Consider the following 14636-nt stretch of genomic DNA (forward strand, 5'->3'; position numbering starts at 1 on the left):
GGAGCCTAGAGAAACCGCCAATGCACATCGTAATCTGCATCAAGCAGGTGCCGGACTCGGCACAGATAAGGGTCCATCCGGTGACGAACACGATCATGCGCCAGGGTGTTCCGACTATCATCAACCCTTACGACCTGTTCGCCCTCGAAGAAGCCCTCAGACTGCGCGACGCCTATGGTGGCGAAGTCACCGTGCTCACTATGGGTCCGCCCATGGCAGAGGACGCGCTGCGCAAGGCGCTCGGTTACGGCGCCGACCGAGCGGTGCTCTTGACCGACCGCTATTTTGCCGGCTCCGACACGCTGGCTACCTCGTTCGCCCTTTCCCAGGCAATCGCGAAGGTTGGCGAGACGTTCGGCACGCCAGACCTCGTCTTCACCGGCAAGCAGACGATCGATGGCGACACCGCCCAGGTCGGGCCCGGCATCGCCAAGCGCCTCGGACTCCTGCAACTGACCTATGTCGCGAAGATCGCCTCTATTGACCTTGCTGCACGCGAGATCAAGGTCGAGCGCCGCTCCGAAGGCGGCACACAGATGCTGAAGAGCAGGCTCCCTTGCCTCATCACCATGCTGGAAGGCACAAACGAGATCCGCCGGGGCTCGATCCAGGACGCCTTGTGCGCCGCGCGCAGCCTGGTCTTGAAATGGAGTGCGGCCGATGCCGGCATTGAGGATCTCACCAAATGCGGCCTGCGCGGTTCACCGACGGTCGTCAAGCGCGTTTTCGCGCCTCCTGCGCGGGCCGAAAAGGCGACAAAAATCGACACCGCCGAGATGGCCTTGCGCGATGTCGCTGACGAACTCATCACGGCAATCTTCACCCGCCAGCCGGCATTGGAACATGAGCTCGCGTTCAACGGCGGCGCGTGAGAGGGCAAGGAGCAGACGATGTCGACCGCGAACCGAGAAACCCCTCGCCCTGCCGCCGGCCGTGCCGGCATAAAGAAGGAGCTGCCCGCGCATTTCAAGGACTACCGGCACATTTGGGTTTTCATCGAGCTCGAACGCGGCCAGGTCCATCCCGTATCATTCGAACTGCTCGGCGAAGGCCGCAAGTTAGCAGACAAGCTTCAGGTCCAGCTTGCAGGCGTCGTGCTTGGACCGCCGGGAGAGGCCATCGGGAACGCCGTTGCCGAAGCGTTCGCTTATGGCGCCGACCTTGTCTACATCGTCGAGGCGCCGTTGCTCGCCGACTATCGGAACGAGCCATTCACCAAGGCGATGACGGATCTGGTCAATACCCACAAACCCGAGATCCTTCTTCTCGGTGCCACCACACTCGGCAGGGATCTTGCCGGCTCCGTGGCGACGACCTTGCAGACAGGGCTCACGGCCGACTGCACCGAACTTGATGTGGATACCGACGGTTCGCTCGCCGCCACCCGTCCGACTTTCGGCGGTTCCTTGCTGTGCACGATCTATACGCTCAATTTCCGCCCCCAGATGGCGACAGTGCGACCGAGGGTCATGCCCATGCCGCCGCGGGCGGATAAACCGGTCGGGCGTGTCATCCGGCACAAGCTCTCGGTAGCCGAGGACGAGATCGTTACCAAAGTCCTGGGCTTCCTGCCGGATAGTCAGTCGGCAAAGGCAAATCTTGCCTATGCCGACGTCGTGGTTGCGGGAGGCCTCGGTCTAGGCGCGGCGGAGAACCTGCAGCTTGTGAAGAATCTCGCGCGGGCAATCGGCGCCGAGCATGGCTGTTCGCGCCCGTTGGTCCAGAAGAGCTGGATGCCGGCTGATCGGCAGATCGGCCAAACTGGCAAGACCATCCGGCCGAAGCTTTACATAGCGGCCGGGATTTCCGGCGCCATCCAGCACCGGGTTGGCGTAGAGGGGGCGGATCTCATCGTGGCCATCAACACCGACCCGAACGCGCCGATTTTCGATTTCGCTCACCTCGGGATCGTCACCGACGCGATCCGCTTCCTGCCCGCACTGACGGAAGCCTTCACCCGGCGGCTGTCGCCCCACAGTCGCGATAAGCTTGCGAGCTAAGGATGGACATGATTGAGGAACAATTCGACGCCATTGTTATTGGGGCCGGCATGTCCGGAAACGCAGCTGCCTACACCATGGCCAGCCACGGCCTGAAGGTGCTGCAGTTGGAGCGGGGTGAATATCCGGGGTCCAAGAATGTCCAGGGTGCCATCATGTACGCGAACATGCTGGAGAAGATCATCCCGGATTTCCGGGACGATGCGCCTCTCGAGCGGCATTTGGTTGAACAGCGGCTTTGGGTGATGGACGACACATCCCATACCGGGATTCACTATCGGTCGGACGACTTCAATGAGGCGAAGCCCAACCGCTACACGATCATTCGTGCCCAGTTCGACAAATGGTTTTCGCGTAAGGTGCGCGAGGCCGGCGCGACGGTTCTGTGCGAGACGACCGTGACGGAACTCATCCGTGACGCCAAGGACAGGGTGATCGGCGTCCGCACAGACCGGGCCGGCGGAGCCATTTACGCGGACGTGGTCGTCCTCGCAGAAGGTGTCTGCGGACTCCTTGGCACGCGGGCCGGCCTGCGCGAGATGCCGAAGCCGCAAACCGTGGCGCTCGCCGTCAAGGAAATGCATTTCCTGCCCGAAGAGGTCATTGAGCAGCGGTTCGGCCTCAAAGGCGATGAAGGCTGCGTGATCGAGGCGGTGGGCACGACCTCCCGCAGCATGGCCGGGCTCGGCTTCCTCTACACCAACAAGGAGTCGATCTCACTGGGCATTGGCTGCCTCGTCTCCGATTTCGCCGCGATGGCCGAGAGCCCTTACGTCCTCCTCGACGCCTTAAAAAGCCATCCTTCCATCCGGCCGCTGATCGCCGGCTCGGAAGTGAAAGAATATTCCGCGCATCTCATTCCCGAAGGCGGCTACAAGGCTATTCCGCAGCTCTTTGGCGACGGTTGGGTCGTGGTCGGCGATGCCGCGCAACTGAACAACGCCATTCACCGCGAGGGTTCGAACCTCGCCATGACCTCCGGCCGCATCGCGGCTGAGGCAATCATCGAGGTCAAGAGCCGCAAGGGTCCTATGACCAAACGGAATCTCGCCCTTTACAAAGCCATGCTGGACAAGTCCTTCGTGGTCAAGGACCTAAGGAAATACAAAGACATGCCGGCCTTGCTCCACACCAATTCCTGCAATTACTTCACGACTTATCCGCGGTTGATGTCGCAAGCCGCGCAGAATTTCATGCGTGTCGACGGCACGCCGAAGATCGAGAAGGAAAAGGCGACCACGGCGGCCTTCATCAAGGCGCGCTCGCGCTGGGGGCTGGTCAGCGACGCGGTCCGCCTTGCATTGGCGTGGCGCTGAGGGGAGACGAAATGACGATCGCAGTGACGAAGTCACGTGTCGAGGACAAGCTTTACCAGAACCGCTACTTGGTGGATTCCGGCCGTCCGCATATCAAAGTGCTACCGCACGAGAGGCCAAGCGCGAACTTGCTCGCGCTGACCCACGTCTGCCCGGCGAAATGTTATGAGTTGAACGACAAAGGTCAAGTGGAGATCACTGCCGACGGCTGCATGGAGTGCGGCACCTGCCGGATTTTGTGTGAGACCAGTGGCGAGATCGAGTGGAACTATCCACGCGGCGGTTTCGGAGTCCTCTTCAAATTCGGATGACCGACGCACGCACGTATCAAGAGGGTTAGTCTTGGTACACCTGAGGTCGCGACCAACGCCAAGTCTCATCTTTGCTTGAATCGCCTCGCAACGAAGAGAAGCTCGTGAATACTGTGCTTTCACAATTCAGACTCAGATACAAAAGGAGGAGCACTCTGGACGATAACCCCTGAGGTGTTTCCATGGCTGACGTACCGCAAGATCGGGTCGACGAGGTAGCACCTCGGGATACCCGCCCTGAACCGCCCATCAAAAGCATGCCCCAAGCAGATATCGCGCTCAGGGGACTCTACGAGATATCGAAGGTGCTGACCGCTCCCAGCGAGCTGGAGATTACGCTCGCCAATGTCGTGAACATCCTGCCTTCGTTTCTGCAGATGCGTCACGGAGCAATCGTCGTCCTGGACGCTGAAGGAGAGCCGGAGATTGCCGCAACTGCCGGCAATACCCACGCACCTCAATCAGGCACTCGCCGCGTCATACCAGAGGCCGTAACACATCAAATCGTCGCTACGGGGACGCCGCTCTTCATACCGGACGTCCGCAAGTCCCAACTATTTCAGGCTGACCTTCAAACGTTTTCGAGCAGCGGCACCATCCCAATTGCCTTTATCGGTATCCCGCTAGAGGCTGATCATAAGATCCTTGGGACATTGTCGATCGACCGCGCCGGAGACGGCGCCACCGACTTTCGCGACGACGAGGACACATACTTCCTGACGATGGTCGCCAACCTTGTCGGCCGGACCATCCGTCTCCATCGCACCCTGAGTACAGATCGTCAGCGGTGTGTCCATGAGCAATGGAGACCGGAGAAATCGCCCAACGAGGGGAGGACCTACGACCCTGCCCGGCATGCGGATGCCAAAATCGACGGGATCATCGGGGAAAGCCCCGCACTCAAGCAGGTGCTCGAAACCGTCTCGGTCGTAGCAGGGACCAATTCCACCGTGCTACTGCGGGGTGAAAGCGGCACCGGCAAGGAATTCTTTGCGCAAGCCATCCATAAGCTCTCACGTCGGAGGAAGAAGTCTTTCGTCAAATTGAACTGCGCCGCACTGTCTGAAAGCGTTCTGGAGTCAGAACTGTTTGGGCATGAAAAGGGCGCTTTCACGGGTGCTATCTCCCAGCGCGCCGGTCGTTTTGAATTGGCAAATGAGGGAACGCTGCTACTTGATGAAATCGGCGAGATTTCGCCGGCCTTTCAAGCCAAGCTGTTGCGTGTCTTGCAGGAAGGCGAGTTGGAGCGAGTCGGCGGCACCAAAACGCTACAGGTCGACGTGCGCCTCATATGCGCCACCAACAAGGACCTCGAGACGGCCGTCATAAAAGGGGAGTTCAGGGCCGACCTTTATTACCGCATCAATGTGGTGCCAATTATCCTGCCTCCGCTCAGAGAGCGACCCGGCGATATTCCACGCCTTGCGAACGCCTTCCTCAACCGATTCAACAAGGAGAACGATCGCGCACTCGCCTTCGCGCCGTCGGCGCTTGACCTGATCTCGCAATGCTACTTCCCTGGTAACGTCCGCGAGCTGGAGAACTGCGTCCAAAGGACGGCCACACTTGCGCGTTCAAGGACGATCACGCCATCCGATTTCGCCTGTAAGAAGAGCCAGTGCCTTTCCTGGCTCCTCTGGAAGCGAGCCGACCGCTCGAATGGCGGCAATACCATCGACGATCTCGCACGGGTCAACGCAGTGCCGGTCGGATTGCGGCTGCCGGCCAGTCGCATCGGTGCCTCCGCAGGCAACGCATCTCCCCTTGCGGCCGGCGATCCGAACGATCCCGCTTGTCCCCCGCGTCTGACGGAACGCGACCGGCTGATCGACGCGATGGACAAGGCCGGTTGGGTTCAGGCCAGGGCGGCTCGTATCCTCGGCCTCACGCCGCGGCAAATCGGCTACGCGCTACGCCGACATGGCATCGAGGTGAAGAAATTCTAGACGTCGTGATGACGTCAAACGTAAGCCCGGAGTAGTCTCCCTCACACTCTGCCCGCCCAAGGCTGGTAGCCTTCGCGACCCGATTTGCTTGTCCACTGTCGGAAGCCCGACAAAGGTGTGTCGGAGCAATCCGACGGAATCCGACACGAAAGCCAATTCGTGAACCAAAACCGCTCTTTGAGCTGGCATAGCTCTTGCGGTTTGAACTGCGACATTCACCCAGCAACGGAGCCGTTCGATGTCCGCACCGGCAATTTCGCTTGAGAGCCTCAGCACGACATTCGGTGACCAGTTGCTTGCCACCGTGAAAGCCGGTGGCTGCGCGTCTTCGTCCTGCGGCTCGTCGATAAAGCCGGACGACACGGATCCGGCTATCTGGGAGAAGATCAAGGATCACCCCTGCTTTTCAGAAGAGGCGCATCACTATTTCGCGCGCATGCACGTCGCGGTCGCGCCCGGCTGCAATATCCAGTGCAACTACTGCAATCGCAAATATGACTGCGCCAACGAAAGCCGGCCTGGGGTGGTCTCCGAAAAGCTGACGCCCGACCAGGCGCTACGCAAGGTGGTCGCGGTCGCCAATGAGGTGCCGCAGCTCTCCGTGCTCGGCATCGCCGGACCGGGCGATGCCTGTTACGACTGGAAGAAGACGAAGGCAACGTTCGAACGAGTTGCCAGGGAAATCCCAGACATCAAGTTTTGCATCTCCACGAATGGGCTCGCGCTGCCGGACCATGTCGATGAGCTTGCCAACATGAATGTCGATCACGTGACGATCACCATCAACATGGTCGACCCTGACGTCGGTGCAAAGATCTATCCTTGGATCTTTTACGACCATCGCCGCTACGTCGGCATCGAAGCCGCCCGGATCCTGCACGAGCGGCAGATGTTGGGTCTGGAGATGCTGACCGCGCGCGGCATCCTCACCAAAATCAATTCGGTGATGATCCCCGGCGTGAACGATGAACATCTGATCGAGGTGAATAGATGGGTCAAGGAGCGAGGCGCGTTCCTGCACAACCTCATGCCGCTGATTTCGGACCCGGCGCACGGCACGCACTACGGACTGAGCGGGCAACGCGGCCCAAACGCAATGGAGATGAAGGCTCTTCAGGATCGTGTCGAAGGCGGCGTCCAGTTGATGCGCCACTGCCGGCAGTGCCGGGCAGATGCCGTCGGCCTGCTCGGAGAAGATCGTGGCCAGGAATTCACAGTCGACCGGATTCCCGGCGAGGTCACCTACGATGCCAGCAATCGCAAGGCCTATCGGGAGCTGGTCGCGGAGGAGCGCCGTGATCACGTGGCGGCTAGGAGAGAAGCGATCGGATTGGTCAAGGCAGCGAGCCCCGGCAAGTCCCTTCTCTTCGCGGTGGCGACCAAGGGCGGCGGCCGCGTCAATGAACATTTCGGCCATGCGAAGGAATTCCAGGTTTATCAAGCCTCGCCGAGAGGGATCAGCTTTGTCGGGCATCGCAAGGTGGAGCAGTATTGCCTCGGCGGCTGGGGCGGAGAAGCCGCCCTCGATGGCGTCATCGCAGCGCTTGAAGGCATAGATATCGTGCTGTGCGCCAAGGTCGGAAATTGCCCGCAGGATCAGCTCGCGGACGCTGGAATCCGAGCCACCGACGATTATGCCCATGACTATATCGAGACCGCAATCAGCGCGATTTACGCCGCGTGTGGGACCCCCGCACTCGCGGCGACGGCCTGAGCTGTCTCATTCATTCGGACCAGGAGTTAAAATGGCTTTCAAGATTATCGCATCCCAATGCACCCAATGCGGCGCCTGCGAATTCGAATGTCCCTCCGGCGCGATCAAGTTCAAAGGCGAGAGCTACGTGATCGAGCCGCACAAGTGCACCGAGTGCGAGGGGGTCTTCGATGCGCAGCAATGTGCCTCGGTATGCCCGGTGCCGAAGACCTGCGTTCCTGCGTGACGGACATTGGGCTGCCGACATGGTCGGGGCTGCCTTCGCAGGACGCCTGGAACGCCTTTGTTCACGATCTGCAGCCTCAAGAGAAATCAGGGAACGGACATGTCGCTCGGACGCGAAGAGGAGGTCGAAATCCGCAGGCCTCCACGATTCATGCCGGGAGAGCGGGTACGTGCCACTCGCCACATAAAGAATGACGGCACCTATCCTGGCAGGGAGATCGGCGAAAATCTCGTGCGGAAGGGCGACGAGGGATATGTGCGCGACATTGGCACCTTTCTCCAGCAGTTCTTCATCTATGCGGTCGAATGGATCGACCGTGGCACCGTCGTCGGCATGCGAGCGCGTGAACTGATGAGCCTCGACAAAGCCGAGGCGCCCTGCAGTGCTGAAAGCAATACCAATGAAGGGACGGCCAGATGAAAGTCATGATCCGCAGGACCGATGCTGGCTTGTCGGCGTATGTCCCGAAGAAGGACCTCGAAGAGCCGATCATCAAGCTCGAGAAGGAAGAGTTGTGGGGCGGAACTGTGACGCTCAGGAACGGGTGGCGGCTCCTCCTACCCGATCTTCCACGGGATACGCGTCTGCCGATCACCGTCGAGGCAAAGAAGGTTTCCGAAGAGGACTGATGCTGCCCCTTGATAGGTGCGTCGCGAGGAACGAGCATGAACACGATCCTGACATCGGGCCACCTGGTCATCGTACGGGACAGTTTTGCCGAAAAGCTGCTTGACCTGGCGAAGAAAGCGCTCGCCGCCGATGAGGTGATCCCCTATCTCGGTCCGGGTCTTCTTGAATTCAACTGTGCGGAACCGCCTGTGCCGCATACGCCGGAGGTCGTTGCCGCGGCACTCAATGCGCGGGCGCCAGCCCCTTCCAGGATCCGCACCAATATGTGGTCGGTTGCGCAGTTCATCGAACAGCGCCGGCATCGCCGGACGCTGCAAGCTTGGATGAGCGACATATTCGCAGCGCCGGTGGCGCCTACCCTCCTCCACGCCTGGCTCGCAAGGCTGCCGCTCTCCCTCATCGTCGACAGCTGGTACGACGGCGCGATGCGCACGGCTCTCGTAGAGACCGGCCGAACGGACGTCGTCGAGATCCAGGGCGTAACGCGGGCGAACGAAATCGGTAACATTTGGACGAAAACCTACGATTTGTCCGGGAGGGAACTCGACCCCCGATCGGGGGCGAAGACGGTTCTCTATACACCTCACGGGAGTATTAGGCCGGCGCAAAACTTTCTCGTCGCAGATTCCGACTATGTCGAAGTCCTGACCGAAATCGATATCCAGACACCGATCCCAGACGTGGTGAAGGAACGGCGCATCACCCGCGGATTTTTCTTCGTTGGCTGCCGCTTCAACGATCAGATGCTGCGCACCTACGCCAGGCAGATCATGAAGCGCTCCCGAGGTCCACATTGCGCGGTAATGGACGCGGAAACGCTGACCAGAAACGAAGCGCGTTTCCTTGCGGCAAGCGGAATCACGGTGATCGACATGCCAGTAACTGAAGCCGCGGCTCGGCTTATAGGAACGCGCCCTGCTGCAGGTGGTGGACAGGATTAACAATGGCGGGCCCCTTTGATGATTGGTCCTTCGGCTTGCCTCGAAGGCGCAAAATGCAGTCGGGAATACACCCGTGAGCAGTGATGCTATCGGCAGCGCAACGAACGCTCTCAATTCGTTGACCCATGTGGAAGCGGCGCGCTGGGGCCGGGATTTGAGTACGCTGTTGCGCATCACGCGTATGAATTTGCGGCATCCCTGGCAGGTCGCCTTCGCTATGGGCTCGACGATCATGGCGGCAATCCTCCAGTTGCTCATTCCCCAGCTGCTCGGCCGGGCTGTCGACCAGACCCAGACAGCCATCGGGGGCGGTGTCGCGGGGACCGCGGCAGGACAAGCGCTCTGGATCCCGGCTCTCCTGCTGCTCGCCGTCAGCGCGCTACGCGGCCTTTTCACGATGGCGCAGAACTATTTTGCCGAAGCCGTCGGGCATCATGTCGCGTACGAACTGCGGCTCGCCTACTACGACAAGATCCAGCGTCTCAGCTTTTCCTTTCACGACCGGGTCCATTCAGGCGATCTGATCACCATCGGAATGCTCGATCTCCAAGGCGTGCGGATGTATTTTTCCACCGCGCTCGTTCGCGTGGTCCTGCTCACCATGCTGATCGGGATCGGCGCCTACATGATGATCTCGACCGATCCCATGCTCGGCCTGGTCGCGCTGAGCTTCGTGCCTTTTGTCGCCTGGCGCTCATCGGCCACACAGCTTAGGCTGCGCGCCACCTGGCTCGACCTGCATGAGCGGCTTTCGGTACTGAGCCGCGTGATGGAGGAAAATCTCGCAGGCATCCGCGTGGTCCGCGCTTTTGCGGCTCAAGCCTACGAGATGCTGAAGTTCGACGGCGCTTCCAAGAACGCGCTCGACCTCGCCCACGACCGCGTTGACATCTACGTGCCCAGCACGTCGGCGATGACCTTGTCCTTCTTTTTCGCAATGGGATTGGTGCTCTGGATCGGTGGCAGCAAGCTCGTCGCTGGCGAGATCAGCGTCGGAACGGTGGCGACCTTCCTGACCTTCATGACAATCCTGCAAATGCCAGTCCGCCAGATCGGCCTCATGGTCAATGCCTTTGCCCGCGCTTCTAGCTGCGGTTCGCGGCTTTTCGGTCTCCTCGACCAGGAGATCACAATCAGGGATGCTCTCGAGGCCAGACCGCTCGAGATAAGCGACGGCACTCTGCGCTTCCACAATGTCTCGTTTGCGTACCCCAGCGCCGAAAACCGCGCCATTTTGAAGAACCTCAGCTTTGAGGCCCGTAGAGGCGAGACGATCGCGATCGTCGGTCCGCCGGGTTCGGGCAAATCGACGATGGCTCATCTGGTCCCCCGCTTTTACGACGTGACCGGTGGCGCCATCACGCTGGACGGCCAGGACGTACGCAATGTCACCCTCGCGACGCTTCGCAAGGCGGTCGCCGTCGTACAGCAGGATGCATTCCTATTCACCACTACGATCGAGAACAACATCGCTTATGGCGATCCCTGGGCGAAGAGACAGCGAATCGAACGCGCTGGCGAATTCGCCCAGCTCCACAACTACATCCTCGGGCTCCCAGCAGGCTACGAGACGGTCGTGGGCGAACGCGGCGTCTCTCTCTCTGGCGGCCAGCGCCAGCGTCTCACGATTGCTCGCACCATGATGCTGCGCCCCTCCGTCGTCGTTTTCGACGACTCAACGGCCGCGATCGATGCCGGCACCGAGCAGCGCATCCGCGCGGCGATGCGGCGCTTCGCCAAGGATCGGGTGACGATCATCATCGCGCACCGGCTGAGTGCGCTTGTGCATGCCGATCAGATCCTTTTTGTCGATAACGGCGAAATCGTAGAACGCGGCACGCATCAAGAGCTTTTGGCGAAGCGGGGACGCTACAGGGCCCTTTACGATCTCCAGACGCGCCCGGGTGATGACAATATGACCCAGTATGGGGGCGCCCGCTGATGGCGCAGGGCCGCGCCGGCGAAGTCGAAGCCGAACGTGACGACGGCAGACGCCCTCCGCGCGCGGTTGTCGGCTCGCACCGCATCGAGGAGGAGATGTTCGGCCGGGCTTTCGACAAGAGCATCCTCCGGCGCATCTGGGCTTTCGTCCGTCCCTATCGGGCCAGGGTAGTCATCACCATTGCAGCAATGCTGATCTTCACCGGGACGCAGCTTCTCATCCCGTTGATCATCCGCTACGCGCTCGACCAGGGCATGAACCCGGCAAGGACCGATCGCTCAGCCCAGCTCGCGGCCGTCGGCGCGTTCGTTTTGGCGATTTTGGTCAATTTCGCTGCCGGCTACATGCAGGAAACCGTGGTTGGGAAAGTGGCCGAGAATGTCCTGTTCGACATCCGCCGCGCCATGTTTGGCCATCTGCAGAAGGTTTCGCTCTCCTTCATGGACAAGACCGAGGTCGGACGCCTCATGTCGCGCCTGCAAGGCGACGTCAACTCCATACAGGAATTCCTCGAAACCTCGGTATATTCCGTAGGCGATGTTGCGCTTCTCTTCGGCATCGTTTTCGTAATGCTGTGGCTCGACTTCCGCCTCGGCCTCCTGACGCTCTCGGTTCTGCCGGTCCTGGTGATCGTCCGCATTGTCTGGCTGCCGCGTGCCCGCGACGCCTTCATGGCCGCACACGAGACTAATTCCGTCGTCAACGGCGCGCTGGCCGAAGCCATTCACGGCGTGCGCACCGTCCAGTCAATGGACCGCCAGCAGGTGAATTTCATCCTTTTTGACGACAAGGCCCATGCCAACCTCAGGACCCACCTGATCGCTGCCAAATATGCACTGGTCATGGTGCCTATCGTCGATGGCCTCACCGGCCTCGCCATGGCCGCCGTTATTGTGGTCGGCGGCTCGATGGTCATGAATGGCCGCATAGATGTGGGCGTATTGATTGCCTACCTATTTTACATCCAGCGCTTCTTTGACCCGATCCGCTCACTCACCCTGCAATATTCGGTCATGCAGCGCGCCATGGCCTCAGGCAAGCGCCTGACCGATGTGCTCGACGTCAAGATCGATGTTCAGGACAAACCCAATGCCGAGGTGCTTTCGCCCGAAATGGACGGCTCGGTCGAGTTCAGGGACGTCACCTTCGGCTACAATCCGAACCGTTCGGTGCTGAAAAATGTCTCCTTCCGGGTCAATCCCGGCGAGACGGTCGCACTGGTCGGGCCGAGCGGTTCTGGCAAATCGAGTGCGATGGCCCTGGTCCACCGCTTCTATGATGTTCAGCAGGGCCAAGTGCTGGTCGGCGGATATGATGTGCGCGATCTCACCCAGGAATCGCTCGGCCGCCAGGTCGCCATGGTGCTGCAGGAGCCATTCCTGTTCACCGGGACGGTCTTCGAGAACATTCGATACCACAAGACAGAGGCCATGCGAGACAAGGTGATCGAGGCCGCCAAGGCGGTCGGCGCCCACGACTTCATCATGAGCCTCGCCGACGGGTATGAGACCCAACTTGGCGAACGCGGCGACAACTTATCTCTCGGCCAGCGCCAGCTTATCAGTTTCGCCCGCGCCCTAGTCGCCGACGCCAAGATCCTCGTGCTCGACGAAGCTACCGCCAACATCGACAGCTACACGGAAATGCAGATTCAGAAGGCTCTGATAAAGCTGCTCGAAGGGCGCACTGGCCTAATCATCGCCCACCGTCTTGCCACGATCCGGGGTGCCGACCGCATCATCGTGCTTCAGAATGGCCAAGTTACTGCGACTGGCAACCACGATCAGCTAATAGCCATGAGGGGCCTGTATTCCAAACTCTACAATCTCAACTACGCCTCCTTCGACGATATTCCCGAACACGATACGACCGTACAAGCTGGCTCCCAGACCTGACGTCTTGCCGGCCTTGTGGTACTGGCATTGACTCGGGCGTGCCGGACACTCAGGCCGCCGCAGACGAGGAAGCAGGCAGCATTCATGAAAAGCACTCGCGCAGATCGTGAAGACCGGCTGCGAACGATTTCCTCCAGCATCGTTATCCGACCGCGGTGCACCCCGCGACATCGGGCGAACTCGCTCCAGGTGGTGTCGCTCGGCGTAGCAAAGCCGCTCGCGAGCGCGCCCTCAACAGCGCCGTAGCGAGTGACGGCTTTGCTACCGTCGAGCCGCTGATGAAGCTGGATCTGGGCGCCGCACCGGCGCCGCCCCGGGCGAGAAGAACCTCTGCGGCGGGCTATGTGCCAACGACTAGCGCGAGCGCGACGAGCAGACGCGTGCCGGCATCGTGACGCGCTCGGCCATCATCTTCTTAGGATCGTGCAGGTTCACACGATGGCCCAGACGCCAGCCAACGCACAAACCCCTGGTAATCTGTGCCGCCGGCTCGTGGTCAGTTTGGCCTCCCTCCCGATTGCCCGCCCCACCACGTGCACGCTCGAGCACGTGGATGTGAGGGAGCGCTGTTACAACGATTTAACCTTCAGATCAGACCGCGAATTTCACGGTCAGACAAGTCGAGCCATGATTTCGGATTGAATGGTCGTCGCGGTGTACAGGGAAGCATCTAGCGGCAGATTTCCAAATGCCAGTTGACAAAGCAGGTAGTTGGCACCTGCCTCTTCCAACTGATCTAACAGAGCTTTTCGCACAGATTCTGCTGATCCTACCACGCACAATTCACGCTCTACTGCCTCATCGAAGGTCAGCGGCAGGTTTGGTGGAGTCGGGATGGCATTAAGGTCGTAAAGGAATTGGAAGCTCTTGAGCCATCGTTCGTAAGCAGGTGCCGCGATCGAATACGCGTCTGTTTCAGAACGCCCAATCACCACCATTCGGAGCAATCCAATAAATAGCGCTCGATCGCCCGTGTCAGTGTTGTCCTCTCGATAGGCGCGGAAGGCATCTGTAGTTTTGCGAACAGAAGAGGAAGGCCCTACACACGCGATGTTTGCTCCATTCGCAGCGGCCCAGGCTGCGGACTCGGGTCGATTGGCGGCGACCCATGTCGGCGGATGTGGACGCTGATGAGGTCTTAGCGTCAAAGGAACGTCATTGAGCTCAAAATGGCGGCCTTGATAGCACAGCGTGCCAACCTTAATGGCATTAACAAGTATTTCAACAAGAATTTCGCTGGCTTCCGCATAGCGGCCCGGCACCGCGTCCGCACCAATCCCGAAGTAACCCAATTCGATCGGGAGAGCACCGCGCCCTATGCCCAGTTCGAGCCTGCCACCGCTCAACTGGTCCAGCATACAGATCTCTTCGAACGCACGCAGCGGATGATAAAGCGCAAGCAGCATCACCAAGGGTCCGAGACGCAGGCGCCGGGTGCGCTGGGCGACGCTCGATAAGAACAGATTCGGCGATGGACCTCTCCCATGGGGGGTACAGTGGTGCTCTGCGAGATGATAGGCATAGAACCCTAGCTGATCGCACGCCTCTGCTAATATCAGGCGATCTTCGTACTGCCGGGCAATATCGCGGCCGTCCTCGTCCAGATGATCGAAGATGCCGAAGGCTAGGTTTGAAGGAAAGACGTTTGTCACTCGATATTGTCCCCGATTTTAAAGCAGGCTGTTCTCTTGCTGGGATGACCAAGCAAGCCGAAA

The 14636-nt window shown here is 60.0% G+C and carries 13 protein-coding genes; 12 read left to right on the forward strand and 1 reads right to left on the reverse strand.

All coding sequences use genetic code 11. From position 1 onward, the window contains the following. Positions 1–20: 20 nt before the first annotated feature. From NKI17_RS18535 to NKI17_RS18590, 12 genes are all read left to right on the forward strand, one after another. Positions 21–872 carry an electron transfer flavoprotein subunit beta/FixA family protein gene (locus NKI17_RS18535; RefSeq protein ID WP_352906510.1) on the forward strand — a complete coding sequence of 284 codons (852 nt, stop codon included), beginning with the start codon at positions 21–23 and terminating at the stop codon, positions 870–872. Between the two features lie 18 nt (positions 873–890). Then, a complete protein-coding gene (locus tag NKI17_RS18540) occupies positions 891–2000 on the forward strand; it encodes an electron transfer flavoprotein subunit alpha/FixB family protein (protein WP_352720363.1) in 1110 nt (369 codons plus the stop codon). A gap of 8 nt (positions 2001–2008) precedes the next feature. Beyond that, on the forward strand, positions 2009–3316 hold the full coding sequence (locus NKI17_RS18545; RefSeq protein WP_352906601.1) for an FAD-binding protein: 1308 nt from the start codon (positions 2009–2011) through the stop codon (positions 3314–3316). An 11-nt stretch (positions 3317–3327) separates the two neighbouring features. Next, complete coding sequence (locus NKI17_RS18550; RefSeq protein WP_352480510.1) at positions 3328–3627, forward strand: ferredoxin family protein; 300 nt, start codon at positions 3328–3330, stop codon at positions 3625–3627. Positions 3628–3884: 257 nt separating this feature from the next. Further along, on the forward strand, positions 3885–5573 hold the full coding sequence (gene nifA, locus NKI17_RS18555; RefSeq protein ID WP_502894551.1) for a nif-specific transcriptional activator NifA: 1689 nt from the start codon (positions 3885–3887) through the stop codon (positions 5571–5573). Between the two features lie 238 nt (positions 5574–5811). Then, positions 5812–7287 carry a nitrogenase cofactor biosynthesis protein NifB gene (gene nifB / locus NKI17_RS18560; RefSeq protein ID WP_352906512.1) on the forward strand — a complete coding sequence of 492 codons (1476 nt, stop codon included), beginning with the start codon at positions 5812–5814 and terminating at the stop codon, positions 7285–7287. Between the two features lie 31 nt (positions 7288–7318). Continuing rightward, the gene (locus NKI17_RS18565; RefSeq protein WP_352457023.1) at positions 7319–7513 is read left to right on the forward strand and encodes a 4Fe-4S dicluster domain-containing protein; all 195 of its coding nucleotides are present in this window, start codon (positions 7319–7321) and stop codon (positions 7511–7513) included. Positions 7514–7612: 99 nt separating this feature from the next. Continuing rightward, entirely contained in the window at positions 7613–7933 is a 321-nt protein-coding gene (locus tag NKI17_RS18570) for a nitrogen fixation protein NifZ (protein WP_031256099.1), read from the forward strand. Continuing rightward, positions 7930–8142 (forward strand): putative nitrogen fixation protein NifT, encoded by a 213-nt coding sequence (gene nifT, locus NKI17_RS18575; RefSeq protein ID WP_352457024.1) that lies wholly within the window; start codon positions 7930–7932, stop codon positions 8140–8142. Before NKI17_RS18570 ends, nifT begins: the two co-directional genes overlap by 4 nt. Before the next feature lie 36 nt (positions 8143–8178). Then, positions 8179–9084 carry an SIR2 family NAD-dependent protein deacylase gene (locus NKI17_RS18580; RefSeq protein WP_352784635.1) on the forward strand — a complete coding sequence of 302 codons (906 nt, stop codon included), beginning with the start codon at positions 8179–8181 and terminating at the stop codon, positions 9082–9084. Positions 9085–9157: 73 nt separating this feature from the next. Then, positions 9158–11026 carry an ABC transporter ATP-binding protein gene (locus tag NKI17_RS18585; RefSeq protein WP_352827691.1) on the forward strand — a complete coding sequence of 623 codons (1869 nt, stop codon included), beginning with the start codon at positions 9158–9160 and terminating at the stop codon, positions 11024–11026. Next, the gene (locus NKI17_RS18590) at positions 11026–12921 is read left to right on the forward strand and encodes an ABC transporter ATP-binding protein (RefSeq protein ID WP_352906513.1); all 1896 of its coding nucleotides are present in this window, start codon (positions 11026–11028) and stop codon (positions 12919–12921) included. Before NKI17_RS18585 ends, NKI17_RS18590 begins: the two co-directional genes overlap by 1 nt. A 611-nt stretch (positions 12922–13532) precedes the next feature. On the opposite strand, the gene NKI17_RS18595 is transcribed toward NKI17_RS18590, so the two are convergent. Further along, entirely contained in the window at positions 13533–14573 is a 1041-nt protein-coding gene (locus NKI17_RS18595; protein WP_352906515.1) for an LLM class flavin-dependent oxidoreductase, read from the reverse strand. Positions 14574–14636: the final 63 nt, after the last annotated feature.

The sequence above is a fragment of the Mesorhizobium sp. M0816 genome, from assembly GCF_040320005.1.
GTDB lineage: Bacteria > Pseudomonadota > Alphaproteobacteria > Rhizobiales > Rhizobiaceae > Mesorhizobium.